Below are 26,122 nucleotides of genomic sequence, written 5' to 3'. Positions count from 1 at the left end.
GGGGGGTGACAGGGGGGATTAGGGGGTGCCGTGATTCGGGGAACCCTTATTAGGTTGCGAGTAGCGCATACCCGCGTAATCTGCCGGAGAGATTTCCACATGACGCGACACTATCTTTTCATGTGTCATCCCGATCATGGTCATGTAATACCGAATCTGGCCGTGGTCGCCGAATTGGTTCGCAGAGGAAACCGGGTCACCTACCTGACCGCGCAGAGCATGGCGGCCATCGTGGAAAAGACCGGTGCCACCGTCCTGTGTTATGACTCGAAATACCGCAAGGCGAACTTCCTGGATCTCGCCGACGACCCGCTTTATCTGCTGTCACTGTTGCTGGACGAGAGCCAGGCGATGCTGGAAGCCCTCGACGAGCAGATGCGCGACCGGCCCGACATGATCGTGTACGACACCTCCATCCTCTACGCCGGGCGTGTCCTCGCCAGGAAATGGGGGCGCCCGGCGGCGCAGCTCATCCCCTTCTTCGCGTCGAACGCCCACTTCTCCTATCTCAACGCCGTCTACAACCCCGGTGGCGAGGGGCCCACGCTGACCCGGTGGGTGGACGACATGCTCGCCAGGATCGGCGCGATGGCCCGCTCCCACGGGGTCGACGTCCCGGCCGCGGAACTGTGGTGGGAGGTCCAGGACTTCAGCCTGGTGACCATTCCCCGGGCGTTCCAGTTCGCCGGGGACACCTTCGACGAGCGGTTCTCCTTCGTCGGCCCCTGCCTCGGAGAACGGAGCTTCCTCGGAGGGTGGGAACCCCCGGGCGACGGGCTCCCGGTCGCCCTGGTCTCCTTCGGGGCGGTATTCAACGAGCACCCCGGGTTCTTCCGCACCTGCGTCGCGGCCTTCGGCGACATCCCCTTGCACGTGGTCATGACCGTGGCGGAGGGCATGGATCCCGCCGATCTCGGCCCGCTGCCCTCCAACATCGAGGTACACCGCTGGGTGCCGCACCTGAGCGTGCTGCGTCACGCGTCCGTGGCGGTCACGCACGGCGGCATGGGCACGGTGATGGAGGCCCTGCACTCGGGCTGCCCGATGGTCGTCGTCCCGACCTCCGGCCTCGACTGGCCGGCCGCGAGGCGCATAGAGGAACTGGGTCTCGGCCGGGTCCTGCCTCCTGCCGACGTCACCGCGGAGCGGCTGCGCGACGCCGTGCTCGGCGTCGCGGCCGACCAGGACGTACGGCGCGCCACGAGCGCGATGCGACAGGATGTCCGGGCGGCGGGTGGCGCCGTCCGCGCCGCGGAGGAGATCGAGCAGTACCTGACGCGGACCGGCTGATGGGCGGGGCGCTCGAATTCCGCGTCCTTGGACCGCTCAGGGTGTTCAAGGACGGTGCTGAGCTGCAGATCTGCGCGAACCGGGAGCTGGCGATCCTGGCGAGCCTGGTCCTGAACGCCAACCGGGTCGTCAGCGTGGACCGGCTGATCGAGACGGTGTGGGCCGGCTCCGCGCCGCGGAGCGCCTGGAGGCAGATCGCCATCTGCGTGTCGCGGCTGCGCCGCACGCTGGGCGCCGGCGCCATCGAGACGTCCAGCCCCGGTTACCTGCTGCGGGCGGGCGCCGACACCATCGACTGGCTCCAGTTCAGGGCGCTGGTGGCGCGGGCACGCGTCGAGGAGGCGGGCAGGGACAAGGAGGACACCGTACACCTGCTGCGCCAGGCTCTCGCGCTGTGGCGGGGAAACCCCTTCGAGGACCTCCGGGGCCTGCGCTACGACGTGGCGCGCATGGAGGAGTCACGCCTGGAGGCCATGGAGGCGTGCCTGGAGCTGGAGATCGAGCTCGGGCACCACCACGAGGTGATCCCGGAGCTGCTGGCGCTGGTGGCGGAGTGCCCGTTCCGCGAGCGGGTGCGGGCCCAGTTGATGCTCGCGCAGTACCGGGCGGGACGCCGGGCCGAGGCGTTGCGCGCCTACCAGGAGACGCGCAGGTACCTGCTGGAGCAGATCGGCCTCGAACCGGGCCCGGCGCTGCGGCGGCTCCACGACCAGATCCTCAGGGACGAGTCGGCGCTCATGCGGCCCCCCGCCCACAGGCCCGCCGCCGCAGGCCCGGTCGTCCCCTGCCAGCTTCCTCCGCAGGTCCTGCCGTTCGTGGGCAGGGACGAGGAGACGATCGCGCTGGACCTGGCGATGCGGCCGGATCCCGGGGTGGCGGTGCCCGGCACGATGGTCGTGAGCGGCCCGGCCGGCGTCGGGAAGACCGCGCTGGTACTGCGGTGGGCGCACAACCGCATCGACTGGTTCCCCGACGGCCAGCTCTTCGCCGACATGGGCGGCGACGGCGAGGGCCCGGCACAGGACCCGGACGCGGTCGTCGACCGGTTCCTGCGGGCGCTCGGCGTGCCGGCCCACGAGATCCCCCTGGACCGGGCCGAGAAGCTGGCCCTCTACCGAAGCTGGACGGCGCGCAGGCGGCTGCTCGTGGTGCTGGACAACGCCAGGGACAGCGAGCAGGTGCGGCCCCTGCTGCCCGGCGGCGCGCACTGCCGGGTGGTCGTCACCAGCGCCGACCCCCTCGACGAGCTCGTGGCCAGGCAGGGGGCGCACCGCGAGTTCGTCCGGCCCCTGGCGGCCGAGGTGGCGAGGGAACTGGCGGACCTGCTCGTCGGCACGTCGTACGCCCCGTTCCGGGCGCAGTCGGTGACGGACCTCGTCGCCACCTCCTCGGGGAACCCCCTGTCCCTGCGTCTCGGCGCCGCCCGGATGTGCTCACGGGCGGGGCCCCGTCACGACCTGGCCAGGATCGCGGCCAGCGCCCCCGCGAGCGCCTCCTGCGACGCCTCCCCGCCGGGCGACCGCCAGCCGACGTGACCGTCCGGGCGGATCAGCACGGCGCCGGTCGCTCCCACGCCGTACTCCTCCGCCCAGGTGGGCGAGGTGAGCGGGGTGGAGCCGTCGGGGGAGATCTCCACGGCGGTGAGCGCGACGCCGTACCGGTGCGCCGCCTCCTTGGCGGGCTGGAGCCACCCGCCGCCCGCCGGGGTCATGAGGGTGAAGGACGCTCCGAGCAGGTCGAGCGTCGAAACCCGGCCCGAGTGCCCCGACAGCCACACGTGCGGAGCGCGGTGACCTGGGCGGGCCACCGGGACGTAGGTCCGGTACGGATCGTCCGGCGCGGGCTCCGGCGTGCCGTCGGGGACCACGGCGTCCGAGGAGTAGTGGAAGCCGAGGATCAGCCCCTCGGAGCTGCGGCGGCCGGCCTGCTGCTCGATGGACTCCCGCATGGACAGCTTCCCCTGCATCATGCGGAACGTGATGAGGGCGTTGACCAGGCTCTCCTCGACCGTCCGGGCGGCGATCGGACGGCGCTCGGCCTCGTAGGTGGCGAGCAGCTCCTCCCCGGCGGTCCCGCGCAGGACGGCGGCCAGCTTCCAGGCGAGGTTGTGCGCGTCCTGGATGCCGCAGTTCATGCCGAACCCGCCCTGCGGGGTCGCCACGTGCGCGGCGTCGCCGGCCAGGAAGACCGGGCCCTCGCGGAACCCGGTCGCGACCACGGCCTGCTGGAGCCACGGCATGACGCCCAGGATGCGGACGGGCAGGTCGGGGATGCCGACCGCCGACCGGACGGCCGCCAGGCACACCTCCTCGGTGAAGTCGTCCGCGCTCCCGCCCTCGGCCGGGTCGTACCCGGTCTGGAGCATCCACCGGCGCCGGTTGTCCACCGCCTCGACCGCGCAGGGCGGGTCGCTGCGCAGGAAGGACAGCGCGGCCCTGCGGTCGGCGGGCAGGCCGCCGAGATCGGCGTCGAACATGACGCTGACCATGTGGCCCATCGGGGGAGGTCCCTCGACCCCGATGCCCAGCCCGTCCCTGATGGTGCTGCGGCTGCCGTCCGCGGCCACGAGATACCGCGCGCGTACGAGCGTGCGGGAACCCTCCGACTCGACGACCGCCTCCACGCCGCTCGGGGTGGTGCGCGTCTCGGTCATGGCGGTCGCGAACCGGACGTGTGCCACCGGCCGCTCCTCGGCGTGCCTGCGGAGGATCACCTCAAGCAGGTCCTGGGAGCACAGGCAGGTGTAGGTCGGGCTCTGCGGGGCGTCCTCCTGGATGGCCGCGGCGGCCCGGAGGAAGTCGCCGGCCGCCAGGGACGTGCCGACGCCCACCGCCAGGACGCCCTCGCGGGGCATCCCGGTGCGCTCCACCTCCTCCTGGATTCCCCAGGCGCGAAAGAGCTCCATGGTCCTGGTGGAAATGAGGCGCGCCTTGGGGAAAATCGACGTTCCCGGATGCTTCTCGACGAGGAGTGAGGATATTCCGTGCCGAGAGAGCTCAATGGACGCGGACAGGCCTACCGGGCCGCCGCCGACGATCAGAACTTCGACATCGAGCGTATCCATGACGTCAGGTTCGTATATGCCGTTATCTCCGTCAATGCAGGGATAACTCCATGATGTAGGCGTGATATCTCGCCCTAGTAGCTTTCGAGCAGATCCCCAATTGTTTGATTTGTCGGCAAACCCCTGGAGGCGATGATGCTCTTTGCCAAAGGCTCCGTGGCCCTGGTGACGGGCGGGTCGCGCGGCATCGGCCGGGCCGTCGCGATCGACCTGGCCAGGGAGGGCGCTCACGTCATAGTCAACTACGGCCGCTCCGAGCAGGACGCCAAGGACGTGGTGGCCCAGATCGAGAGCGAGGGCGGCGGCGCCACGGCCGTACAGGCGGACGTCACCGACGAGGACGCCGTGCGGCGGATGTTCCGCGGGGTGCGCTCCGACCACGGCCGGCTGGACGTGCTGGTGACCAACGCCGGCATCACCCTCGACCGCTACCTCATCGCCATGAACCTGGACCAGTTCCGCGAGCCGATGGACATCAACGTCACCGGCACGTTCCTGAGCTGCCGGGAGGGCCTGCGGCTCATGCAGCACCAGCGCAGCGGGTCGATCGTGACGATCTCGTCGAGCAGCGGGCTCGACGGAGGTTTCCCCGGCCAGACGAACTACGTGGCGTCGAAGGGCGCGATCATCGCCTTCACCCGGGCGCTGTCGAACGAGGCCGCCCCCCACGGGGTGCGCGCCAACGTCGTGGCCCCGGGCTTCGTCTCCACCGACATGACACGCAAGGTGCCCACCGAGATCAGGAAGCAGTACGAGTCCCGCATCCGGCTGGGCCGCATCGGGCGGCCCGAGGAGATCGCGTCCATCGTGAGCTTCCTCGCCTCGGACAAGGCGTCGTACATATCCGGCGCGGTGGTGGTCGCCCACGGCGGTGGCCTTGCCTGAGCACCTCCCGGCCACCGGACCGTGCCGGCCCGCGAGCCCGACCAGCACCACCAGCCTGCCCCGATGCCCAAGGAGGATGGATGACCATCGATGAGCTCCGTGCGAAGGCCGCCGAGCGTCAGCAGACCTGCGCCCAGATCAAGAAGATGATCGTGTCCCGGCTCGACCTGGAGATCCAGCCTGAGTGGATCACCGACGACCAGCCGCTCTTCGGGCGCGGCCTCGAACTGGACAGCCTCGATGTCCTGGAGCTCTACGTCGCCATCGAGGCGGAGTTCGGCGTGGCGCTCTACGACAGCGAGATGGCCGTCTTCGGCTCGGTGTCCCGGCTCGCGGACGAGGTCAATCCCGCGCTTCGGGCATCGGCATGACGCTCGACGTGGCGGCCGAGGTCGTGGCCGGCCCCTCGACCGGCCCCTCGACCGCCACGGCGGCCACGGGCACCGCGGCGGGCACGGCGGCGCCCGTCATCTCGGGGCTGACGAACGACCAGATCCGCGAGGTGCTCCCGCACCGCTGGCCGATGCTCCTGCTCGACCGCGTGGGCAAGGTGGAGCCGGGAGTGAAGGGCACGGCGACCAAGAACGTCGCTGGGACCGAGCTGTGGTTCCAGGGCCACTTCCCGAGCGAGGCCGTGCTGCCCGGCGTGGTCATCGTCGAGGCGATGGCCCAGCTCGCCGGGGTGGTCTTCGCCCTCGCGGGCGCGAGCAGGATCAGCTATCTGGCCGGGGTCAGGTCGATGCGGTTCCGCCGGCCGGTGGTCCCGGGCGACCAGCTCGTCCTGTCCGCCGAGCGCACCGGAGGCGGCGGAGGCTTCGCCGAGTACCGGGTGTCGGCGCGGGTGGACGGCCACGTCGCCGCCGAAGGAAACCTCACGATCGCCGACCCCGCCGGCAACGTCTCCGTACGAAAGGTGTGAACCATGGCTACCGTCCTCGCGAACCTGCATCCGGAGGACACCGTTTACGGTCAGGTGGGCGACTCCTCCGTCCCGCTGCGCTACTCCGCGGTCTCCGACGAGTACAAGGTGCTGAGGGAGCGCGCCGCCGTGCTCGACCTGAGCGGCCACAGCCTCATCGAGGTCACCGGTGACGGCGCCGTCGACTTCGCTCAGCGGGTGATCGCCCGCGACGTCGAGTACCTCACCTCCGAGCGCTGCATGATGAGCCTCGTCCTCGACGAGTCTGGGCAGGTCGTCGACCAGGTGCTGGCCTTCGGCCGGGAGAACGGCATGCTGCTGGAGAGCTCCTGCGGCGCCGGCACGCGCCTGCTCGCGCACCTGAGGGAGCACAACGACGAGGGCGTCGAGATCACCGACCGCTCCGGGGAGCTGACGGTCCTCGGCCTTGAGGGGCCGTACGCCTGGGGCGTGGTCGGCCGGCTGATCGACGGCGAGCTGGCCTCGCTGCCGTTCGAGTCCGTCGTGGACACGACGTGGGGCGACACCGAGATCATCTTCGCGCGGACCGGGTTCACCGGCGAGTACGGCTACCAGATGATCGTCCCCCGGGACGCCGCCCCCGAGCTGTGGAGGCAGGCCGTCGAGCACGCCGGGGCGGCGGGGCAGGAGGCCCTGGAGCTGGCGATGCTGGAGGTCCGCCAGCCGATACCGCGCCACGAGGCCACCGAAGGGACCTCGGTGATCGAGATCGGCGCCAACTGGCTCGTCGACGTCACCAAGGACGAGTTCATCGGCAAGGACGCGGTGCTCAAGGCGCTGGAGTCCGGCCAGGGACGCCGCACCGTCGGCTTCAGCGGCGGCGCGTCCATCCCCCAGCCGGGGACCAGGGTGCTGGCCGGCGGGCAGGACGTCGGCGAGGTGGTGCACGCGGTGCACAGCGTCGGCCTCGGCACGACGCTCGGCCTCGCGCGGGTCGACGCCGACCTCGCCGCCGCGGGACTGGAGTTCACCGTGGACGACGCGGAGGTCACCACGCTGACCAGCCCCTACATCGTGCCCAAGAGCTGGAGCATCCCGATCATCTGATCCGCGTCGATCGTCTGATGAGGAGACAAGCATGGCGCTGCGGCCCGTCGTCGTCACCGGCCTGGGAGTCATCTGTGCCATCGGCCGCGATCCCGCGGACTTCTGGCAGCGGCTCACCTCGGGCCAGGGTGGCCTCACCCCGGTCGAGGACGAGACCTTCGCGGTGTTCGAGGCACGGCACGCGGGCCAGGTTCCCGACGAGTGGATCACCGGGCAGTTGCCGGACTCCGACGCCGGCCTGGACCGCACCGCCCAGCTTGCCCTCGTCGCGGCACGCCAGGCGGTCGAGCAGGCGGGGCTGACGTACGACGACCTCGATCCCGACCGGTTCGGGATCATTCTCGGCAAGTGCCAGGCGACTCCCGACGCGGCCGGGCGCTACCAGCCCATGCACCGCACCGAGGACGTGGTCGCCGGGCGGCTGGGCATGCGTGGGCCACGCATCCTGGTGTCGACCGCGTGCGCGGCCGGCGGCAACGCCGTCGGCCTCGCCAAGGACAAGATCCTCACCGGCGAGGCCGACGTGGTCCTCGCGGGCGGGGTGGATCCTCTGCTCTTCGGAACCTACGCGGGGTTCGCCGGGCTGAAGGCCCTCAGCACCGGCCCCTGCCGCCCGTACAGCCACTCCGACGGGCTCAACCTCGGCGAGGGCGCGGCGTTCCTGCTGCTGGAGCCGCTCGACCGGGCGCTCGCGCGAGGGGCCACGCCCCTGGCCGAGGTCGCGGGGTACGGCCTGTCCGCGGACGCCTACCACGCGACCGCGCCGGACCCCACCGGGCGGGGCGGGGCGAGCGCCATGCGGCGCGCGCTCGCCGACGCCGGGCTGACCCCGGACGACGTCCACTACGTCAGCGGCCACGGCACCGGGACCCCGGCCAACGACTCGATGGAAGCCAAGGTCATGCGAGTGGTCTTCGGCGAGCGGGCGGGCCGGGTGCCCACCAGCAGCATCAAGTCGTTCGTCGGGCACACCCTGGGCGCCGCGGGCGCGGTGGAGGCGGTCGCGAGCGTGCTGGCGCTGCGGCACGGCACCGCGCCGCCCACCATCGGCTTCGCCGAGGACGCCGTGCCCGGTGACCTGGACTTCGTGCCCAACGTGGCCAGGCGGATGCCCATCGACACCGTCGTGTCCAACAACTACGCGTTCGGCGGCAACAACGTCGCGCTCGTGCTCACGACGCCGAGGGGCGAGCGTGACCACGACGAGCTGCCCCGCCGTGAGGCCGTGATCACCGGCCTCGGGCCCGTCAGCGGTCTCGGCGTCGGCGTCGCCGAGGTGACCGAGGCGGTCGTCGCGGGCCGCCAGGCCCTCGGGCTGTCTCCCTCCTTGGACGGCAGGACGTTCGCGCCGCGCTCGCTGTGGCGGCACATGAACCACCTGTCCCGGATGGCGATCGCCGCGTCCCGGCTCGCCTGGGAGGACGCGGAGCTCAAGCTGCCCAGGAAGGACCTGGACAACGTCGGGCTGGTGTTCGCGACCGGCGCCGGGTCGGCCGAGAGCACCGGCGGCTTCGACGAGAGCATCGCCGCCGACCCCAACAAGCCGGCCGTGCTGAGCTTCTCCAACGTCGTGCTCAACGCCACCGGCGGCGCGGTCTGCCAGACCCTCGGGCTGCGCGGGCCGACCACCACGATCTGCAACGGCGGCGCGTCGGCCTCGATCGCCCTGGACTGCGCCCTCGAAATGATCAGAGCGGGCAAGGCGGACGTGGTGCTCGTGGTCGCGGCCGACGAGACGGTCGCGGCCGTCCCCGAGGACGCCACGGTCTCCCCGTACGACAGCGGGCACTCCGGCACGGTGCCCGGGTCGGCGTCCGTCGCCTTCGTGGTGGAGGCGGCGGAGCACTGCGCGGCGCGCGGCGGGCGGGCCTACGCACGCGTCCTCGGCACCAGCCACGCGGGCGCCGGAGGGGACGACGGGCGCGAGCCCATCGCGCGCGGTCTCACCCGCATCCCGGGGGCCCGCCCCGGCCTGGTGGTCGGCGCGGGCACCGGCGGGTCGTACGACGCGGAGGAGGCCGCCGCGGTGCTGGAGGCCGCGCCCGGAGCCGTCCTGACCACCTCGTCCGGGCACACCGGCGACTGCCAGGCCGCGACCGGGGCGATGAACATCGCCCTGGCGGCGCTGGCGATCCGCGACGGGATCGCGCCCGCCCTCACCGGGCTGGCGTCCCCGCACGTGGGCGACCTCGACTCCTACGTCACCAAGCCGAACCTGCCCGATCCCGTCGGCCAGGCCCTGGTGCTCACCGCGGCGCCCGGCTCCGTACACGGCGCCGTCCTGCTGGGGGCCCCATGACCGGACCGAGCGAGGCCGCCGGCGCGGCGGGCCTCATGACCGGCACGCCCTTCGACGTGACGGAGACCGACCGGCTGCTGACCACCACCCGGTCCGTGCGGCGCAGGCTCGACCTCGACCGGCCGGTGCCCCGCGAGGTCGTGGAGGAGGCGCTGGAGGTCGCCGTCCAGGCCCCGACCGCCAACAACCACCAGAACTGGCGCTGGCTGGTGGTCGGCGATCCCGGCGTCAAGGAGAAGATCGCCGAGCTGATCCTGACGTCCTGGCAGTTCCACAGGAACGACATGTGGACCAACGCCGGCAGACGCAGGAACAACAGCCAGGCGCGCAGGAACTACGAGTCCGCCGAGGCGCTCGTCGACACGATCGCGCGGGTGCCCGTCCTGGTCATCCCGTGCGTCCTCGGCCGGCCGCCGGACGTCGCGGCCATCAACGCCGCGTGGGACGACCGGATGTCGGGCAAGGCCGCCGACGACCCCGGGCACCTGGTGCAGCACGGCTGGATGCGGGCGAGCATCTTCTACGGCTCGATCTTCCCGGCCGTCTGGTCGTTCCAGCTCGCGCTGCGCAGCCGGGGTCTCGGCAGCACGATCACCTGCATGCACGTCCCCCACGAGCGGCAGGTGGGCGAGCTGCTCGGGATCCCGACCGGGGTCACGCAGGTCTGCATGATCCCGGTCGCTTACACGGTGGGCACGGAGTTCCGCCCGGCCGATCGATACAGCGCCAAGGAACGCACGTACTGGGAGAGGTGGGAGGCATGACCGTCGACTACGCCGACGTCGTCATCGTCGGAGGTGGCATCTCGGGCGCGTCGGCGGCCTGCAGGCTGGCCGCCGGCGGGCTGTCGGTCGTGCTGCTGGAGAAGCAGGAGACCTACAAGGACCTGGTGCGCGGGGAGTGGCTCGCCCCCTGGGGCATCCGCGAGGCCCAGCGGCTCGGGGTCTACGACTGCTTCTCGGCCGGTGGCGGCTGGGAGATCCGCGAGTGGATGACCTGGGACGAGGCCGTCTCCGGCGAGGAGGTGGAGGCGGTCGACATGACCCGCTTCATCCCCGGCATCGGAGGGCCGCTGTCGTTCCCGCACCACGCCGTCTGCGAGCTGATGGCCGCGCAGGCGGTGGACAGCGGGGCCCGGCTGGTGATGGACGCGGCCCGCATCGGCGTCACCGCCGGCGCCGAACCGGTCGTGACCTACCAGACCCCCGAGGGCGAGCACGAGATCCGGGCCAGGATGGTGCTCGGCGCCACCGGGCGCGGCTGCACCGTCGGCCGTCAGATCGGCATCACGATGCGCAACTCCATGCACCACTGGGGCGGCGGCATGATGGTCGAGGGCATGGACGGCTGGCCCGCCGACGTGCAGGCCATGGGCACCTCGGGCGACGTCATGTTCATGGTCTTCCCCCAGGGGTACGGCCGGGCGCGCCTCTACCTCAACTTCCCCACGGTGAACAAGCACCGGTATCGCGGGCCCGGCGGCGTGGAGCGCTTCCTCGCCGCCTTCGAGCTCGAATGCCTGCCCGACCGGGGCAAGGCGGTGACCGAGGCCATCCCCGCGGGGCCGCTCTCGGTGTGGCCGTCGGTGTCCAGCGTCCCCGAAGGGCCCCCGCTGAGGGAGGGCGTGGTGCTGATCGGCGACGAGGCCGGCAACGCCGACACGGTGCTCGGCACCGGGCTGTCGTGCGCCATGCGGGACTCAAGGACCGTCTGCGACATCCTCCTCGGCGGCGACGACTGGTCGCCGGAGGCGTTCACCCCCTATCTGGAGGAGCGGGCGTTCCGCCTGGAGCGCCTGGACTTCGGCGCGTCCATCATCAGCAGGCTGCACGTGGAGTTCGGCGAGGCCGCCGTCGAGCGACGGCGCCGGGTGCGCCGGCTCATGGCGAAGAACTTCGCCGCGCAGGTGACCGGGCTGCTCAACATGGTCGCCCCCGAGGACGTACCCGAGTTTGGCTTCAGCGAGTTCTTCGCTGAGCGGCTGTTCAGGGAGACGGCATGAATGAGAAGAAGACGGCGCGGGTCAACGACGTCGACATCGCCTACGTCGACGAGGGCGAGGGCGACCCGGTCGTCCTGCTCCACGGCTTTCCCGACTCCTCGTATCTGTGGAGGAACCAGATCCCGGCGCTGGTCGAGGGCGGCTTCCGGGTCATCGCGCCGGACCTGCGGGGCTTTGGCGACTCCAGCAAACCGCAGGAGATCGAGGCCTACGGGATGCAGACCATACTCAACGACGTCGTCGCGCTGACCCTCAAGCTCGGCATCCGCAAACCGCACATCGTCGGTCACGACTGGGGGGCGGCCATCGCGTGGATGTACGCCTTCCTGATGCCCCGCAGGGTCGACCACCTGGCCGTGCTGTCGGTCGGGCACCCCGGCGTCTTCGCCAACCCGTCGATCGAGCAGCGGGCCGCCTCCTGGTACATGCTCTTCTACCAGTTCCCCGGCGTCAGCGAGGAACTGCTGCGCCGCAACGGGTGGCGGCTGTTCAAGGAGATCATGGGCAGGGACGGCGACTACGACCGCTACCTGCGCGACCTGGCCAGGCCGGGCGCCCTGACCGCAGGGCTGAACTGGTACCGGGCCAACCGGTCGCCCGAGGCCGAGCTGCGGCCCGCGCGGCCGTTCCCGCCGGTGCTGTCTCCGACGCTCGGCATCTGGTCCGCAGGGGACAAGGCCCTGCTCGAAGAGGGCATGTCGGCGTCCGGCAAGTACGTCAAGGGACCGTGGCGCTACGAGCGCATCGAGGACGCAGGCCACTGGATCCCGCTCGACGCACCCGACCAGGTGAACAAGCTGCTCCTCGGCTTCCTCGGCACCGAGCGGGCCGCCACCGAGGAAAGGCGCCCTCGGCGACGGCTGTAGGCGGAAAGGGAAGGCGTTCATGCTTGGCTATCTGTTCCCCGGACAGGGCACGGTCCGCGTCGGGATGGGCGCGTGGCTGCGCCGCAGGCCGGCGGCCCGCGACCGGCTCGACGAGGTGGACGGGCTGCTGTCGCGGCCGATCTCCCCGGTGTGCGCGCGGGGGCCGCTGGAGCGGCTGGTGGCCACCGAGCACGCGCAGGTCGCCGTGACCGCGTGCAATCTGGCCGCGCTCGCCGTGCTGGCGGAGGAGGGGTTCGAGCCGGGCGTGGTCGCCGGGCACAGCGTCGGCGAGCTGAGCGCCCTGCACGCGGCGGGCGTGCTCGGTCTGGCCGACACCGTCCGCCTGGTGGAGCTCCGGTCGCGGCTGATGGCCGGGGTCGGCGTCATCGGGGGGATGCACGCGGTGATGGGCCTGCCGGTCCCGGAGGTGGAGGAGCTGGCGGCCGAGGCGGGCACCGACGAGGAGCCGCTGGTGGTGGGGCTGGAGAACGCGCCCGGCCACGTGGTGGTCTCCGGCGCCCTTCCCGCACTCGAACGGCTGGCGGCCAACGCCTCAGAGGCGCGCAAGATCGTGCCGCTCCAGGTGGGCAACGCCTTCCACTCGCCGCTGATGGCGGCGGCCGTACCCGGCTGGGCCGAGGCGGTGCGCGCCGCGCCGATGAGCCCGCCGCGCGTCCCCGTGGTGCCCAACGTCACCGGTGAGCCCACCACCGACCTGGACGTGATCAGGGAGGCCCTGATCGCCCAGCTCACCGGGCGGGTGCTGTGGACAGCCACCGTGACCGCCGTGGACGAGATCGCCCCCGGCGTCGAGGTGGGCGACAGCAAGGTGCTCGCGGGACTCTCCCGGCGTGCCGGCGCGCGCTGCCTGAGCATGGCGGATCCGGCCACGCTCCGGCGCCTGGCGAGGGAGCGTGCCGCATGAACCGGTGGGGCAGCGCGATGGTCGGCTTCGCCGGGCTCACCCGGCCGCAGGAGCTGGTCGGCGACATGCGGCTGGAGGAGGTCTACACCGCGGCCGAGCGCATCCGGTCGGGTTCAGGCGGTTCGCTACAGCACTGGGCCGGCCGTCTGGCCGGCAAGTACGCGGTCCTGCGGCTGCTCGGCCTTCCGCCGACGGCCGAGCACCTCGGCCAGGCCGAGGTGCTGCCCCGGCCCACCGCCAACTGCGCGAGGACCGCCGCGTGCCACGCCGGGCACCCGCCCGCCGTACGGCTCGGCGGGGCGCTGATGGCGGCGGCGGACCCCGGCAGCCAGATCAGGCTCTCGCTCAGCCACACCTCCGGCCGGGTGCTCGCTGTGGCGGTCACCTCGGGGCGGTTGCCCGAAGACGAGATCGGCGGGGAGTGACATGGACGTGAGGAAGATCGCGCAGGAGCACCTCGCGGCCTGGCAGGCCGGTGACGCCGCCGCCGTGGCCGCGTCGGCCGCCTCCTACAGCGACCCGGACTCCGGCGGAGCGCTGAGCGGGGACGCGCTGGCCGCGCACGCGGCCGAGGTGCTGGCCCGCTTCAAGCAGCTCCGCTTCCTGGTCGACCGCGTGACCGGAGACGACGAGGCGGCCACCCTGTCGTGGACGCTCCAGGCCGACCACCGCGCGCCCTACCTCGGCATGCCGGCGGTCGGGGGTTCCGTCAGCGTCACCGGCACCGACCTGGTGACCCTCGGCGAGGACGGCGCGCACGTACGGCGGTGCTTCGACCGGCTGGCGGTCGCCGAGGCGCTCGGCTATTCGGCGCGGTTCGTTCCGGAGGCCGACGAGGTGCGGGAGTTCGGCACCAGCGCGCGGGCCAGGGCGGGCCGTACGGAGCGGCCCGGGGCCCTGACGCTGACCTGGCTGGAGATCCGCGACGACGCGGAGGCCGCCGACGTGGACCTGCTCAGCGTCGAGATCGTGAAGTCCCTGAGCGCGTCCAAGGGCTTCCTCGGCGTCGCGACCTTCGACATCGGGGACCGCAAGTTCACCCTGAGCGCGTTCGACCGGCCGGAGTCCGTCCGCGCGGTGCACGCGCGGCCGCACCAGCGGGCGATGCGCCGTTTCTTCAAGAGCGGGCTCTGCACCCGGGCGTTCACCAGCGTCTGGCTTCCCTCCGCCGTCCGCGACTACGCCCGCTGCCCCGAGTGCGAGGGCGTCGTGAAGGTCGGCGAGGGCGCGGCCTGTGGCTGCGGGTGGGTTCCCGAAGACGTCTCCCTACTGTGACTGGAGCAGCCATGTCCGATTTCACCACCGAGCACAGGCTCGGCGACGGCACCCGGCCGGCCGTGGTGTTCATGTCCGCGCTGTTCGCCGGTGGCTGGATCTGGGACCACCCCTTCCGGCATCTGGAGAAGGCGGGCTGGGGCGTCCTGCGCACGAACGAGGCGATCTGCGCGCTCGACCGTACGGTGGCCGGGTCCATCGAGCGCCTCGGCGACGCGCTGCTGGAGTCCTGCGACGCCGCCGGAGTGGGCGACGTCATCGTCTGCGCGAACTCGCTCGGCGGCCTGGTGGCGATCGACCTGGCCGGCCGCCATCCGGAGCGGGTGCGGGGGATCGTCGTGAGCGGCGCCCCCGGCCTCACCCCCGACCCCGACGTCGGCCTGAGCTTCGACCGGAGGGGGAGCGTACGGCCCGTCGGCGAGGAGTTCGGCGACCGCATGCTGGCCGCCCTGTTCCACAGCAAGGAGCGCTTCTTCACCGACGCGCAGATGGAGGAGGTCGGGACCATGCTCCTCCAGCCCTCCGCCATGGTCAGCATGGCCCGGAGCCTCAAGGCCACCCGCAAATACCAGGTCAGGCCGGCGCTCGACAAGGTGCGGATCCCGTCGATGTACATCTGGGGCCGGCACGACCGGATGACCCCGGTCGACCCGTGGCTGACGGTCCTCGCCGAGTACCCCGAGAACGAGGTGCTGGTCGTCGAGGACAGCGGGCACATCCCCATGATCGAGCGTGCCGAGGAGTACACGGCGCACCTGGAGCCCTTCCTCACCCGCTGCGCCGGGGTCTCGGCATGACCTCGCCGGTGCTCATCGGCGTGGACATCGTGGAGGCCGACCGGCTCGCCAGGGCGGCCGAACGGGGCGGGGCGGTGTTCAGCCGCCACATCACCACCCCCGCCGAGCGGGAGCTCGGCACCGGCGAGGCGGCGTTCCCCGTGAAGGAGAGCTTCATCAAGGCGGTGGGTGGCCGCCCGCCGGGGTTCAGCTGGCACGACTTCGAGGCCAGGCCCGAACGGCCCTCCGGGTGGCCGGGCCGGTTGCTCGACGAGGCGGCCGAGGAGCTGACCGCGTCGACCGGCCTCACGCTGACCGGCGGCGCGACCTACGACGTGCGTGGCGCCTGCCGCGATGCCGCCCTCGTACGGCTGGCGTCACAGGAAGGCCCTGCGGTGGGCGCGGCGGGGGGCACCGTGGCGCCCGCGACGGCGGACACGGCTGCGGACACGGCTGCGGACACGGCTGCGGACGCGGTGGCGGACGCGGTGGCGGACGCGGTGGCGGACGCGGTAGTGGAAACGACGGCGGACACGGTGGTGGAAACGGTGGCGGGCGCGGCCCGGTGGGGGTACGGCGCCGGACTGCTCGTCTCATTGGCGATCGTCTTCGTCGACAGGAAGGAGGACCGGTGATGTCCCTTGTGAGGTCGGTCCAGCCCGGCGAGTCCATCCAGCGGGCGCTCGACGAGGCCGGGCCCGGGGCGCGGATCCAGCTCGCCGAGGGCACGTACGCGCAGAGCGTGTGGATCAGGCACAGCGGTGTGACGCTGAGCGGCATGGGCCAGGGACGTACCCTGCTGGTCCCCGGCGACTCCCCGCCCCCGGACGTCCCCCGTCTCCACGACGCGTCCGAGGACGTCGTCAGCGGCGTCAGCGTGTACGGCGAGGGCGTCCGCGACGTCACGATCGACGGGCTTTCTGTGAGCGGGTTCTCCGGCGCGGGCGTCTACGCCCACTCGGTCGCGGGGCTGGCGGTGAAGGACATCGAGGCCAGGGACAACGCGGTCTGGGGCATCTACGTCCGCGAGTCCTCCGGCTGCGAGGTGGTGGGGTGCCGGGCGTCGGGCAGCCAGTACGGCGGCATCGCCCTGAGCTTCTGCCCGGAGGCGAAGGGGCGGATCGCCGGCAACGAGACCTTCGCCAACGCCTTCGGCATCTTCGTCGACAACTCCTCCACCGCCCGGGTGGTGCGCAACGTCAGCCACGGCAATGCGATCGGCATGATGCTGCTGAACCAGACCTATGAGGGCGAACCCGAAGGCGGCGTCCGCGACTGCCTGGTCTCCGGCAACGAGCTGCGCGGCAACGGGCTGGCCAGCGGCGCCGAACCCGACGGGCTGGGCGCGGCGGGCCCGCCGATCTCCGGGGTGGGCCTCGCGCTGATCGGCACGCACCGCGTCGTCGTGGTGGACAACCTGATCCACGACAACCACCCGAGCGGCGATTCCGTCATGGGCGGCGCGCTGGTCCTCGGCTCGTCCAAGGACTGGGGCGGCGACGACGCCGTGGACAACCACATCCTGTGGAACCAGGTCACCGGCAACAGCCCGCTCGACTTCCAGATCGACGCCGACCTGACACGGCAGACCTTCGCCGGCAACCAGGCGGACAAGGGCGTCCCCGAGGACGTGGAGGGGTGGGGACGATGACCGCTCCCGTGTCCGGCCCCTTATCCGGCCCCGTGCCCGGCACCGTGCCCGCCATGTCCTGCGCCGGTCTGAGCAAGAAGTACGGCGACATCGTGGCCGTCCAGGACGTCGGCTTCTCCGTCGCCCCCGGCGAGGCCTACGGGCTCCTCGGCCCCAACGGCGCGGGCAAGACCACGACCATCTCCATGCTGGTGGGGCTGCTGCGGCCGGACGCGGGCACCGTGCTGGTGGGCGGCACCGACCTCGCCGCCGACCCGATGAAGGCGAAGTCGAAGATCGGCTACGTGCCGCAGGAGATCGCCCTCTACCCCGAGCTGACCGGCCGGGAGAACCTGCGCTTCTTCGGGAGGATCTTCGGCCTGCCGCGCCGCGCGCTGGCCAGGCGCATCGACGAGGTGCTCGAACTGGTCGGGTTGTCCGACAGGGCGGACGGCAAGCTGGACACCTACTCGGGCGGCATGAAGCGGCGGATCAACATCGGCGCCGCGCTCCTGCACGAACCCGAGGTGCTGATCCTTGACGAGCCGACCGTCGGCGTCGACCCGCAGAGCCGCAAGGCCATCCTCGACGGGGTCGAACGGCTCGTCGCCGACGGCATGGCCCTGCTGTACACCTCGCACTACATGGAGGAGGTGGAGCGGGTCTGCGACCGGGTCGCGATCATCGACCACGGCAGGATCGTGGCCGACGGCACCCGCCACGAGCTCGTCTCCATGGTCGGCAGCGCGGACAAGATCGAGCTGATGCTCGACGGGGACGTGGACGTCGCGTTCGCGAAGCTGCGGACGGTGGAGGGCGTCATCGAGGCGGTCAGGACCGGCACCGGCTCGGTGCGGCTGATCGCCGACGGCGGCCGGTACCTGCTGCCCGCGATCATCAGCGCCGTCGACGGCATCGCCACCGTGACCGCCGTAGAGGTCATCGAACCCGACCTGGAGGCCACCTTCATGCACCTCACCGGCAGCACCCTGCGGGACTGACCATGCTGAGATCGCTTCTTACGGTAAGCGCCCTGGAGCTGCGCACCCGGCTGCGCGACGGGACGGCCCTGGTGATCGCGCTGATCGTCCCCGTGGCCCTGGCGACCCTGTTCGGCCTGGCCCTCGGCGGGGACGACCCGCCGTTGCGGGCCACCGTGGGCTTCGTCGACTCAGACGGCGGGGAGTTCCCCGCGAGCGTGCGCAAGGAGGTGATGTCCACCAAGGAGCTCCAGGGCACGCTGACGCTCCGCGACCTGCCCAGTGAGCAGGAGGCGCGCGAGTCGCTCGACGCCGGGGACATCGGCTCGGCCATCGTGTTCCCGAAGGGGTTCAGCGCCAGCGTCGGGGCCGGTGACGGCGGCAAGGTGAACGTGCTCAGCTCCGCCGAGGCCCCGCTGGCCGGCGTGTTGGCCAACGCCATCGTCGACCACATCTCCGCGCTGGTGGACGCCCGTACCCTCGCGGTGCGCGCGTCGCTCCAGGCGGGGGTGCCCGCGGACCAGGTCAAGGAGTTCGTGGAGCGCAACGGCGCGGCGGGACCCGCGCTGACGCTCACCAACGACCCCATGGCCGGAGGCAAGGTCGACCTGTCGGTGTACTACGGCTCCGGCATGGCGGCGCTGTTCGCCTTCTTCGTGGTGGGCGCCTCGTTCAGGAGCCTGCTCACAGAGAGGAAGCAGGGCACCCTCAACCGGATGCTGGCCGCGCCGATCAGGCCGTGGGTCCCGATCGTGGGCAAGGCGGCCGTCGGGTTCGCGCTGGCGGTGGTCAGCGTCTGCGTCACCTGGGGCTCTTCGGTGCTCATCTTCGGCTCGACCTGGGGCGACCCGCCGGCGGTCTTCACGCTGCTCGTCGCGCACGTCCTGGCGGCCACGGCGATCACCATGCTGGTGGCCAGCAGGGCCAGGACCGACGCCCAGGCCGACGGGGTGATCATGGTCGTCTCGTTCGTGGCGGCGTTCTTCGGCGGCAGCCTCGTGCCGATGTACAACCTCCCCGACGTGCTTCAGAAGATCGCCCTGCTCACCCCCAACGGCTGGACCTCGACGGCGCTGACCGGGCTCGCGGGCTCCGGCGGCGGCCTGGCCACGGTGGCGGTCCCCATCGCCGTCCTCTGCCTGATCGCGCTGGTGGCGAGCGTCCTGGCCGCGCTCGGGTTCAGGAAGGGGCTGCTCGTATGACGCCGCGTATCGCGGACCGGCTCAGGCCGCGTCCGGTCCTGGCGCTGGTGGCCGCCAACCTGCGCCGTCACTCCCGTGACAAGGTCGGCCTGTTCTTCATGGTGGTCATGCCCTTCCTGAGCATCGTCTTCGTCGGCATGGCGCTCGGCGGGGGCACGGCGGGAGCCTCCAAGCTGCCCGTCGGGGTGGTCGCCAAGGGCACGGACCCGGTCACCGGCGCCGTCCTCGCCGAGCTGCGCGAGCACCCCGACCTCGCGATCACGCGCGTGGACACCAAGGAAGACCTGCGGTCGGGCGTCCGGGAGGGCTCCCTGGCCGCGGGCCTGGTGATCCCAGAAGGATCGACGAAGTTCGAGCTGGTCATGACCCAGGCGAACGGCAGCGGCATGGCGGCGCGCAGTGCCGTCGACGTCGCGATCGGGAAGGTGGCCGCCGTGCTGGAGGCCACCCGGGCGGCGAGGACCGCCGGCGCGTCCCCGCGGCAGGCCGAGGAGTACGTCCGCAAGGCGCAGGCCGAGTCGGGCCGCGTCGCGGTGGTGTCCTCCGACACCGCCGCCCACCCTCGGGGCTTCGCCTACACGGCCCCGGCCAACCTGCTGCTCTTCACCTTCATCAACTCCATGGCCGTCGCCGCCGCGCTCGCCGAGAGCCTCAGGCTGGGGATGATCCAGCGTTCCCTGACCGCGCCCGTCCGGAGGCGGTCGGTGCTCTTCGGGGAGGCGCTGAGCAGGTTCATCGTGGCCGTCGCCCAGGCGGTCCTGATCATGGTGGTGAGCACCGCGGTGTTCGGCGTCTCGTGGGGGGACCCCCTCGGAGTCGCCGTCGTCGTCGGGGTGTTCGCGCTCGTGGCCACCGGCGCGGCGATCCTGGTCGGCAGCCTGGTGAAGTCCTCGCAGCAGGCCCCGGCGATCGGCCCGCCCCTCGGCATCGTGCTCGGCATGCTGGGCGGCTGCCTGTGGCCCCAGGAGGCCGCGGGGGAGACCCTCAACACGATCGGCCACTTCTTCCCGCACGCGTGGGGCATGGACGCGCTTCTCACCCTGTCGAAACCGGGCACGGGCATCGGCGCGGTCCTCCTTCCGGTCGCCGTCCTGGCGGGCATGGCGGCCCTCCTGCTCGGCCTCTCGCTGGTCCTGTTCGGCCGCCGTACCCGGACGCTCACCTGATCCGCCATCCGTATGTCGCTCAACGGCCGTTCCAGGAAGGGCGGGTCTCGATGAAGGGGAAACTCCTCGCGGTCGGCCATCGCCCCGCGCAGGGGATACATCGACGCCGAGGCGTGCCACCGGCTCGGCGTCCAACTCTAGAAGTCCGCGTACGGGCGGTACGTACGTCCGTGGCGGAGCAGTTCCGGGCCGCGGGGGCCGGTGCCCGGTGAGCGAGACCAGGACAGGTGACACGACAATGAGGGGGAGTTCATGAAGACGATGGCCAGATTAATCGGCGGAGCGGCACCGGCCGGCGGCGACCAGGTCAGGGACGTGTACCGCTACGCCGCGCGAAAGGGCTCGATCGAGGCCCTGGAGGTGGCGGCGGCGGATCTCGGCATCGGGATCCACGAGATGCAGGAGGCGGTGGACCACCTGGTCGCCAGCCGCCTGCTGAGGACGGAGGAGAGCGCCACGGGCACGCGGTTCGTCCCGGTCGATCCGGAGGTCGCGACCGCGTCGCTGGTCTCCTCCGTCGAGCGGGAGATGTACCAGCGCCGCGAGCTGATCGACCAGATCCGCGAGCGCATCGACGTCTTCCGGCAGGACGGCGCCGGTTCCGGCGGGCAGAGCTCGGGCTCCACCTCCATCGAGTACCTCGCGGGGACCATGGAGGTCAGGGGCTTCCTGAAGATGGCGGGCGACGCCTGCCGCGACGAGGTGCTCATCCTGCAGTCGAGCAAGAGCGACGCCGAGGAGCTCTCGCTGGCCTACCTGCCGCTGCTCGGGCGGGGGATCACCGTGCGCATCATCTGCCAGCACCGGGACCGCGCGGACCTCTCCACCCGGATGAAGATCAAGAAGCTGACGGACGCGGGCGCCGCGGTGTGCACCACCAGCCACATACCGAGGTCCGCGGTCGTCTTCGACCGGTCGCTGGTCGTCCTGTTCGGCCTGTCCGACGGGGAGACCAACGTCGCGCGGGTTCACAACCACGGGGTCGCCCAGTTCTTCCTGGACCTGTTCGACCACCTGTGGGACGGGGCGACACCGCTTGAGGGAGTCGAGTCCGGCTACGCCAACGTGGCGGACGACCTTCTGCAGTCCATCGCCGGGCTGATGGCCAAGGGGTACACCGACGAGATCGTGGCCCGCAAGCTCGGCATGTCGGTGCGCAGCTGCCGGCGTCACATCGCCACGCTGATGCGCGACCTCGACGCGACGAGCCGGTTCCAGGCGGGGGTCCAGGCGGCCCGCAGGTTCTCGGCGAACATCACGTGACGGCGCCCGCGTTCGCCCGGCCCGCCCTGTCCGCCCGGCGGCATCGGACGTCGTCGCGCGCGCCGCGCCGTCCCCCGATGCCTCCGGCGGCGGAGGTCACCCCGCGCCCTGCATCGCGACGACCACATCGGCCAGGCCCTCGGCCCGCTCGCAGACGAGCTCGATGCCGCGCACCAGCTCCTCCTCGGCCATGCCGGGGTCCAGGCAGATCCGGATGGAGCTGTTCGCGTCCTCCGCGCCGACCCCGATCGCCGTGAGCACGGGCGAGGGCTCCTGGGACGCCGAGTTGCACGCCGACCCGGTGGACAGCGCCACGGAGTGGAGGCTCGCCACGAGGCTCTCGCCGCGCACCCCGGGCAGGACGAGGTTCAGGATGTGGGGCACCCCCGCGTGGGGGCACCCGTTCAACCGAACGCCCGGAAGGCGGGCGGTGAGCAGTTCCAGCGCCGTGGCGCGCAGCCGCGTGACGCGTTCCCAGTCGGTGCCGAGCCGGCGCAGCGCCAGCTCGCACGCCTTGCCCAGGCCCACCACGAGGTGGGTGGGTATCGTCCCGCTGCGCAGCTCGTACTGGCCACCGCCGTAGGTGGTCGGGTGCAGGCGGCGGCGGACCTCCGGCCGCACGTACAGGGCGCCGATGCCCTTGGGCCCGTGGATCTTGTGGGCCGAGATCGCGAGGGTGTCCATCCCCGCGCCGGCCACGCTGATGGGGATCCGGCCGGCGGCCTGGGCTCCGTCGACGTGCAGCAGGCACCCGGCGGCGTGGCTGAGCGCGGCCAGCTCCGAGACGGGCTGGATCGTGCCGATCTCGCTGTTGACCCAGGCGACGGTGGCCACCCGGGAGTGGGCGTCGAGGCGTCCGGCGAAGTCGGGGAGGTCGACCAGCCCGTCCGGGCGCACCTTCATCGTGCGGATGCCGATCCCCCGGTTGCCCAGCGCCCGGCCGATCGCCAGAGACGACTTGTGGTCGGTCGGGCAGAAGAGGGCGTTGACCGGCGAGCGGTCGTCGTGCGCGAACATCCCCAGCAGCGCGATGTTGTTGCTCTCGGTCGCTCCGGAGGTGAAGACGACGCTCTCGGGGGAGGCGCCGAGGAGCGCCGCCACCGACTCGGTGGCGGCGTCCACGGCCCGGCGCGCCCGCTTGCCGAGGACGTGCGGCGACGACGGGTTCCCGAAGTCGTCCCTCAGGTAGGGCAGCATCGCGTCGAACACTTCGTCGTCCACGCGTGTCGTGGCACAGTTGTCCAGGTAGATGACCTTCATTGTCCCGTCCGTCACCGTCGGTGTTTCGCCCGCGCCGCCGCGCGTCAGCTGCGGAAGGTGCTGACCGTCACGAGCTTCGAGTAGATCTCGTCGGTGGACATCTCGCCGCTTCCGCCGGGGTCGGCGATGACCACGAGCATGCCCGTCAGGCGGTAGAGGTTCAGCGCGATGTCGACACCCGTCTGGACGGGCGCGAGGCACTCGCCCGGCGCGAAGATGACGATGGCCCGGTAGCCGGCGCGGTACACCTCCGAGATCATCTCGGTGATCTCTCCCGCGCATCCGGTGATGCCGCAGCTGATGAGCGTGCGGTAGTTGCCCTCCGCGTCGAGGAAGGCCACCTCGGTGTCCTTCCTGTCGGTGTCCTCCTTGCCGGTCTCAAGGACGCGCTTCTCCAGCAGCCCCTGCTTGACGAACTTGTCGGCGGCCTTCTGGAAGCGGTACTTCAGCCACGTCTCGGGGAACGACAGCGCGTGCTTGCGGCTCGACAGGACGCGGTCCGGCGAGAGCCCGGAGTTGCGCAGGACCTTCTCGTACTCGGCGGGCAACCGGGTGAACCCCTCGAAGAACTCGGCCCGCAGCTCGCTCGCCGGACGGCCCGCCGTCGGCACGTACTGCCAGTCGTTGATCAACAGGAGCAGGCGTACGTCGTCGCACACCTCCGAGTAGGACTTGAGCAGGTCGACCGACATCGTCCAGCTGTATCCCGGGAAGATCCCGACGCGGCCGGCGATCCTGCGCCGCATGGTGTCGGACTTCTGCTCCTCGATGACCCCGGGCACGAGCCGGCCGGAGGCGTCGTCCTCGAAGAGCATGAAGTGGCCACCCATGATGACCAGCCTGTCGAGGTCGAAGCCCGACAGCTCGCGGTCGAGCGCCTGGCGGAGCTCCTGCTCCGACGCGACGAACTGGTGGGTCCTGCTGACCCCGTTGGAGGGACGGTCTTCTAGAGCGTCATTCATCTAAACCACTCCGTCTTGCTCAAGTTCTGGGTACGGGCAGGTGGTCCGGGTCCTCACCGCGCGATCTCCTCGGCGAGGGCGGGGGCCACCCGGTGCGCCTGTTCGGGCACGCGCGTGACACGGCCGCTTCGATAGCGGGCCGGGGCGGGTCCGGAGGGCGGACGCTCGGTGCCGGGGCCCGGTGCGGTCCCGGCGAGGTGTGGCAGGAAAGGTCCGGCGCCCGGGACCGGGGTCAGCCGGCCGGCCAGCGCGCGGAGCGGCCGGGCACTGGCCAGTTCGTGGACGCGGATCCCTTGCCAGCCGTGGTCCGCGAGGACGGCCAGCACCCGGGGGATCCGCAGCGCCCTTCCCCCGGCGTCCGTGTAGCTGGCCGACAGGTCGGCGTCGCCGAGCCCGTTCACCTGCCCCACGACGGCCGCCAGGGTCTGCTCCGCCTCACCCATCGGGGAGGTGGGCTCGGCGCTCCGCCCATCCCCTTCGGCCTCCGTCCGGACGCCTTCGGGGGTCTGGTGGACGATCTGGAACCGGTCAGGACAGCGCACCGGGTGGTGGTCGTAGACGTGGCCGAGGAAGTGCGTGCGAAGCCGCGCCGGTGTGACGGGCTCGCCGGCGACGACGTGCGCGACCAGGCCGCCCGTCCCGTCGGTGGACACCCGCGCGGCGCGAACCGCGGGATGGAGCGCGAGCACGGCCTCCACGAGGTCGAGGTCGACCAGGTCGTCCCCGGCTCCCGCCATCCGCCCCCCGGCCGGCGGGGGCGGCGTGAAGCCGGCCAGCCGCGCGACGTCGCTGATCCGCAGGTCCGCCGAAGGGTCGTCGTGCGCCTGGATCACGGCCTCGTAGCCCCGCAGGAACCGCTCCATGGAGTCGGCGTCCATCACCGTGGAGACGGCGTTGAGGGTGACGACGACGGCGTCCCGCCACTCGTCGACGCGGAAGTAGGTGTCCCCGCCGTGGTGCGCCCAGCCCGTCGGCGCCGGGCTCCAGGTGAACCTGGTGCGCCTGGCCTTCGAGTCCCTGGACTGCTGCTTGATGAAGTTCAGCTCCGACCCGATGCGCACGGCCTGCCCTCGCCGCGTGCTCTCGCGCGACACCAGCTCGGCGACCTCGTCGTAAGGAGCGTACGAGTGGGCCTGCGCCCGCTCGAAGCGGTCCGTGACGCGCCGCAGCAACTGCGAGAAGGTGGGGTCGTCGTTACAGTCGACCCGCACCAGCATGGGGGAGAACATGCAGGTCATCACGTCGGAGTAGGGGCTGGACTCGCGGTTGCCGCTGAACGAGAGATGGCCCACCGTGCCGCTTTCTGTGTAGGCGGCCATCAGCATGGTGTACGCGGTCACGTGGACCAGCGATGGCCACACCTGGTGCCTGGCCCCGATGCGGCGGCTGGCGTCCAGCATCGACGGTGAGGTCAGCGTCGCGCCGCGCGCCACCGGTTCGGCGTCGTGGACACGCCGCGCGCCGAACGTGTCGGCGGGCAGCCTCGCGAGCTCCTCCCTCCAGAACGCCTTGGCGGTCTCCGCCACGGCGGCGGCCTCGCGCGAGGACTCGTACCGGGTGAGGTCCATCGGCTGGTGACGCACCGGCTCCAGGGAGGCGGGCCGCCGGGAGCCGAAGCCGGCGCACTGGACCTTGAGCTCGCGCTTGATCTTCCGGACGGTCCACATGTCGACCGCCAGGTGGTTGAGCACCAGGACGAGCTGTTTCGGAACGCCCGCCGTGGTGATGACGCACACACGGATGGGCCATTCCGTGGAAAGGTCGAATTCGGTGGTGGTGAGCTTTTCCACGACCTCGCCGGGAGCGGCCGTTCCGTCCTTTTCCGTGGTCGCGTGAATGAGCGGGAAGGCGGCCGGAGAATGCACGTGCTGGTACGGGTCGCCGCCGTCGAGGTGATATGTGGTGCGCAGTGCCTCGTGCCGGCGCGTCAGGTAGTTGACCGCCGCCCGGCAGTTCGCCACGGTGACGTCGTGGGCTATCTCCAGGTGCAGGACGATGTGCGTCTCGTGGCGCTCCCGCGGCGGAAGCTGGTGATACCTCAGCCACATGTAACGCTGGCCCCAGCAGAGATCGGCCTTCTTGGCAGCGGACAACTCAGCCTCCAACAGTCGGTCGCGACGCCCACTCCGCACGATGCGCCGTTCGCCGGCGGTGCGACTTGCCAGTCGTCGGATCGACAGCGCTTCTCAGGATAGTTGAATGCGATTGAGAATTGGCTTTTCCGAAGGGCGTTACAACGAGGGCGCGGTGTCATCTTCAGGAACGTGACAACCTGCCACCGGACCGGTTT

24 protein-coding genes are annotated in these 26,122 nt (G+C 71.5%); 20 read left to right on the top strand and 4 right to left on the bottom strand.

The features are described from left to right. Positions 1 to 99 precede the first annotated feature (99 nt). Positions 100 to 1,290, top strand: a complete 1,191-nt coding sequence (locus AB0B89_RS01780; RefSeq protein WP_358546628.1) for a macrolide family glycosyltransferase — start codon at positions 100 to 102, stop codon at positions 1,288 to 1,290. Further along, positions 1,290 to 2,825 (top strand): BTAD domain-containing putative transcriptional regulator, encoded by a 1,536-nt coding sequence (locus tag AB0B89_RS01775; RefSeq protein ID WP_358546625.1) that lies wholly within the window; start codon positions 1,290 to 1,292, stop codon positions 2,823 to 2,825. Before AB0B89_RS01780 ends, AB0B89_RS01775 begins: the two co-directional genes overlap by 1 nt. Here AB0B89_RS01775 and AB0B89_RS01770 read toward each other — a convergent pair. Continuing rightward, positions 2,741 to 4,354, bottom strand: coding sequence for an FAD-dependent monooxygenase (locus tag AB0B89_RS01770; RefSeq protein ID WP_358546622.1), 1,614 nt, complete (start codon positions 4,352 to 4,354; stop codon positions 2,741 to 2,743). The genes AB0B89_RS01775 and AB0B89_RS01770 overlap by 85 nt on opposite strands. Before the next feature lie 135 nt (positions 4,355 to 4,489). Between AB0B89_RS01770 and AB0B89_RS01765 the strand changes: the two genes are divergently transcribed. The 18 genes from AB0B89_RS01765 to AB0B89_RS01680 all read left to right on the top strand — a co-directional run bounded on the left by AB0B89_RS01765 (position 4,490) and on the right by AB0B89_RS01680 (position 21,610). Beyond that, on the top strand, positions 4,490 to 5,239 hold the full coding sequence (locus AB0B89_RS01765; protein WP_358546619.1) for a 3-oxoacyl-ACP reductase family protein: 750 nt from the start codon (positions 4,490 to 4,492) through the stop codon (positions 5,237 to 5,239). 80 nt (positions 5,240 to 5,319) lie between these two features. Further along, positions 5,320 to 5,610: a phosphopantetheine-binding protein gene (locus AB0B89_RS01760; RefSeq protein ID WP_358546617.1), complete on the top strand. Its 291-nt coding sequence runs from the start codon at positions 5,320 to 5,322 to the stop codon at positions 5,608 to 5,610. Beyond that, positions 5,607 to 6,158 carry a 3-hydroxyacyl-ACP dehydratase FabZ gene (gene fabZ / locus AB0B89_RS01755; RefSeq protein WP_358546614.1) on the top strand — a complete coding sequence of 184 codons (552 nt, stop codon included), beginning with the start codon at positions 5,607 to 5,609 and terminating at the stop codon, positions 6,156 to 6,158. Before AB0B89_RS01760 ends, fabZ begins: the two co-directional genes overlap by 4 nt. Before the next feature lie 3 nt (positions 6,159 to 6,161). Continuing rightward, positions 6,162 to 7,226, top strand: coding sequence for a glycine cleavage T C-terminal barrel domain-containing protein (locus tag AB0B89_RS01750; protein WP_358546611.1), 1,065 nt, complete (start codon positions 6,162 to 6,164; stop codon positions 7,224 to 7,226). Between the two features lie 31 nt (positions 7,227 to 7,257). After that, positions 7,258 to 9,525 (top strand): beta-ketoacyl-[acyl-carrier-protein] synthase family protein, encoded by a 2,268-nt coding sequence (locus tag AB0B89_RS01745; RefSeq protein WP_358546609.1) that lies wholly within the window; start codon positions 7,258 to 7,260, stop codon positions 9,523 to 9,525. Continuing rightward, the gene (locus tag AB0B89_RS01740; RefSeq protein ID WP_358546607.1) at positions 9,522 to 10,289 is read left to right on the top strand and encodes a nitroreductase family protein; all 768 of its coding nucleotides are present in this window, start codon (positions 9,522 to 9,524) and stop codon (positions 10,287 to 10,289) included. Before AB0B89_RS01745 ends, AB0B89_RS01740 begins: the two co-directional genes overlap by 4 nt. After that, positions 10,286 to 11,527, top strand: coding sequence for an FAD-dependent oxidoreductase (locus AB0B89_RS01735; protein WP_358546604.1), 1,242 nt, complete (start codon positions 10,286 to 10,288; stop codon positions 11,525 to 11,527). Before AB0B89_RS01740 ends, AB0B89_RS01735 begins: the two co-directional genes overlap by 4 nt. Next, entirely contained in the window at positions 11,524 to 12,393 is an 870-nt protein-coding gene (locus AB0B89_RS01730; protein WP_358546602.1) for an alpha/beta hydrolase, read from the top strand. The genes AB0B89_RS01735 and AB0B89_RS01730 overlap by 4 nt, the downstream gene beginning before the upstream one ends. Positions 12,394 to 12,412: 19 nt before the next feature. Continuing rightward, positions 12,413 to 13,318: an ACP S-malonyltransferase gene (locus AB0B89_RS01725; protein WP_358546599.1), complete on the top strand. Its 906-nt coding sequence runs from the start codon at positions 12,413 to 12,415 to the stop codon at positions 13,316 to 13,318. Continuing rightward, the gene (locus AB0B89_RS01720) at positions 13,315 to 13,743 is read left to right on the top strand and encodes a phosphopantetheinyl transferase (protein WP_358546596.1); all 429 of its coding nucleotides are present in this window, start codon (positions 13,315 to 13,317) and stop codon (positions 13,741 to 13,743) included. Before AB0B89_RS01725 ends, AB0B89_RS01720 begins: the two co-directional genes overlap by 4 nt. 1 nt (position 13,744) lies before the next feature. Then, positions 13,745 to 14,593, top strand: a complete 849-nt coding sequence (locus AB0B89_RS01715) for an ester cyclase (RefSeq protein ID WP_358546593.1) — start codon at positions 13,745 to 13,747, stop codon at positions 14,591 to 14,593. 11 nt (positions 14,594 to 14,604) lie between these two features. Further along, positions 14,605 to 15,390: an alpha/beta hydrolase gene (locus AB0B89_RS01710; RefSeq protein WP_358546590.1), complete on the top strand. Its 786-nt coding sequence runs from the start codon at positions 14,605 to 14,607 to the stop codon at positions 15,388 to 15,390. Then, positions 15,387 to 16,004 (top strand): hypothetical protein, encoded by a 618-nt coding sequence (locus AB0B89_RS01705; protein ID WP_358546587.1) that lies wholly within the window; start codon positions 15,387 to 15,389, stop codon positions 16,002 to 16,004. The genes AB0B89_RS01710 and AB0B89_RS01705 overlap by 4 nt, the downstream gene beginning before the upstream one ends. Continuing rightward, positions 16,004 to 17,020 (top strand): right-handed parallel beta-helix repeat-containing protein, encoded by a 1,017-nt coding sequence (locus tag AB0B89_RS01700; RefSeq protein ID WP_358546584.1) that lies wholly within the window; start codon positions 16,004 to 16,006, stop codon positions 17,018 to 17,020. Before AB0B89_RS01705 ends, AB0B89_RS01700 begins: the two co-directional genes overlap by 1 nt. After that, positions 17,017 to 18,000: an ABC transporter ATP-binding protein gene (locus tag AB0B89_RS01695; RefSeq protein WP_358546581.1), complete on the top strand. Its 984-nt coding sequence runs from the start codon at positions 17,017 to 17,019 to the stop codon at positions 17,998 to 18,000. The genes AB0B89_RS01700 and AB0B89_RS01695 overlap by 4 nt, the downstream gene beginning before the upstream one ends. Before the next feature lie 2 nt (positions 18,001 to 18,002). Further along, a complete protein-coding gene (locus AB0B89_RS01690; RefSeq protein WP_358546578.1) occupies positions 18,003 to 19,181 on the top strand; it encodes an ABC transporter permease in 1,179 nt (392 codons plus the stop codon). Next, on the top strand, positions 19,178 to 20,347 hold the full coding sequence (locus AB0B89_RS01685) for an ABC transporter permease (protein ID WP_358546575.1): 1,170 nt from the start codon (positions 19,178 to 19,180) through the stop codon (positions 20,345 to 20,347). The genes AB0B89_RS01690 and AB0B89_RS01685 overlap by 4 nt, the downstream gene beginning before the upstream one ends. A gap of 252 nt (positions 20,348 to 20,599) precedes the next feature. Next, positions 20,600 to 21,610 (top strand): hypothetical protein, encoded by a 1,011-nt coding sequence (locus AB0B89_RS01680; protein ID WP_358546572.1) that lies wholly within the window; start codon positions 20,600 to 20,602, stop codon positions 21,608 to 21,610. 96 nt (positions 21,611 to 21,706) lie between these two features. Here AB0B89_RS01680 and AB0B89_RS01675 read toward each other — a convergent pair whose 3' ends face one another. Genes AB0B89_RS01675 through AB0B89_RS01665 form a run of 3 tightly spaced genes read right to left on the bottom strand, consistent with a single transcriptional unit; the run spans position 21,707 to position 25,925 of the window. Continuing rightward, on the bottom strand, positions 21,707 to 22,870 hold the full coding sequence (locus AB0B89_RS01675) for a cysteine desulfurase family protein (RefSeq protein ID WP_358546569.1): 1,164 nt from the start codon (positions 22,868 to 22,870) through the stop codon (positions 21,707 to 21,709). 44 nt (positions 22,871 to 22,914) lie between these two features. Continuing rightward, on the bottom strand, positions 22,915 to 23,832 hold the full coding sequence (locus tag AB0B89_RS01670; protein WP_358546567.1) for an LPD16 domain-containing protein: 918 nt from the start codon (positions 23,830 to 23,832) through the stop codon (positions 22,915 to 22,917). Positions 23,833 to 23,885: 53 nt separating this feature from the next. Beyond that, entirely contained in the window at positions 23,886 to 25,925 is a 2,040-nt protein-coding gene (locus AB0B89_RS01665) for a condensation domain-containing protein (protein WP_358546564.1), read from the bottom strand. Between the last annotated feature and the right edge of the window lie 197 nt (positions 25,926 to 26,122).

The organism is Sphaerisporangium sp. NPDC049002 (assembly GCF_040649355.1).
Classification (GTDB): domain Bacteria; phylum Actinomycetota; class Actinomycetes; order Streptosporangiales; family Streptosporangiaceae; genus Sphaerisporangium.
This window is presented reverse-complemented; position numbering and strand designations above follow the sequence as displayed.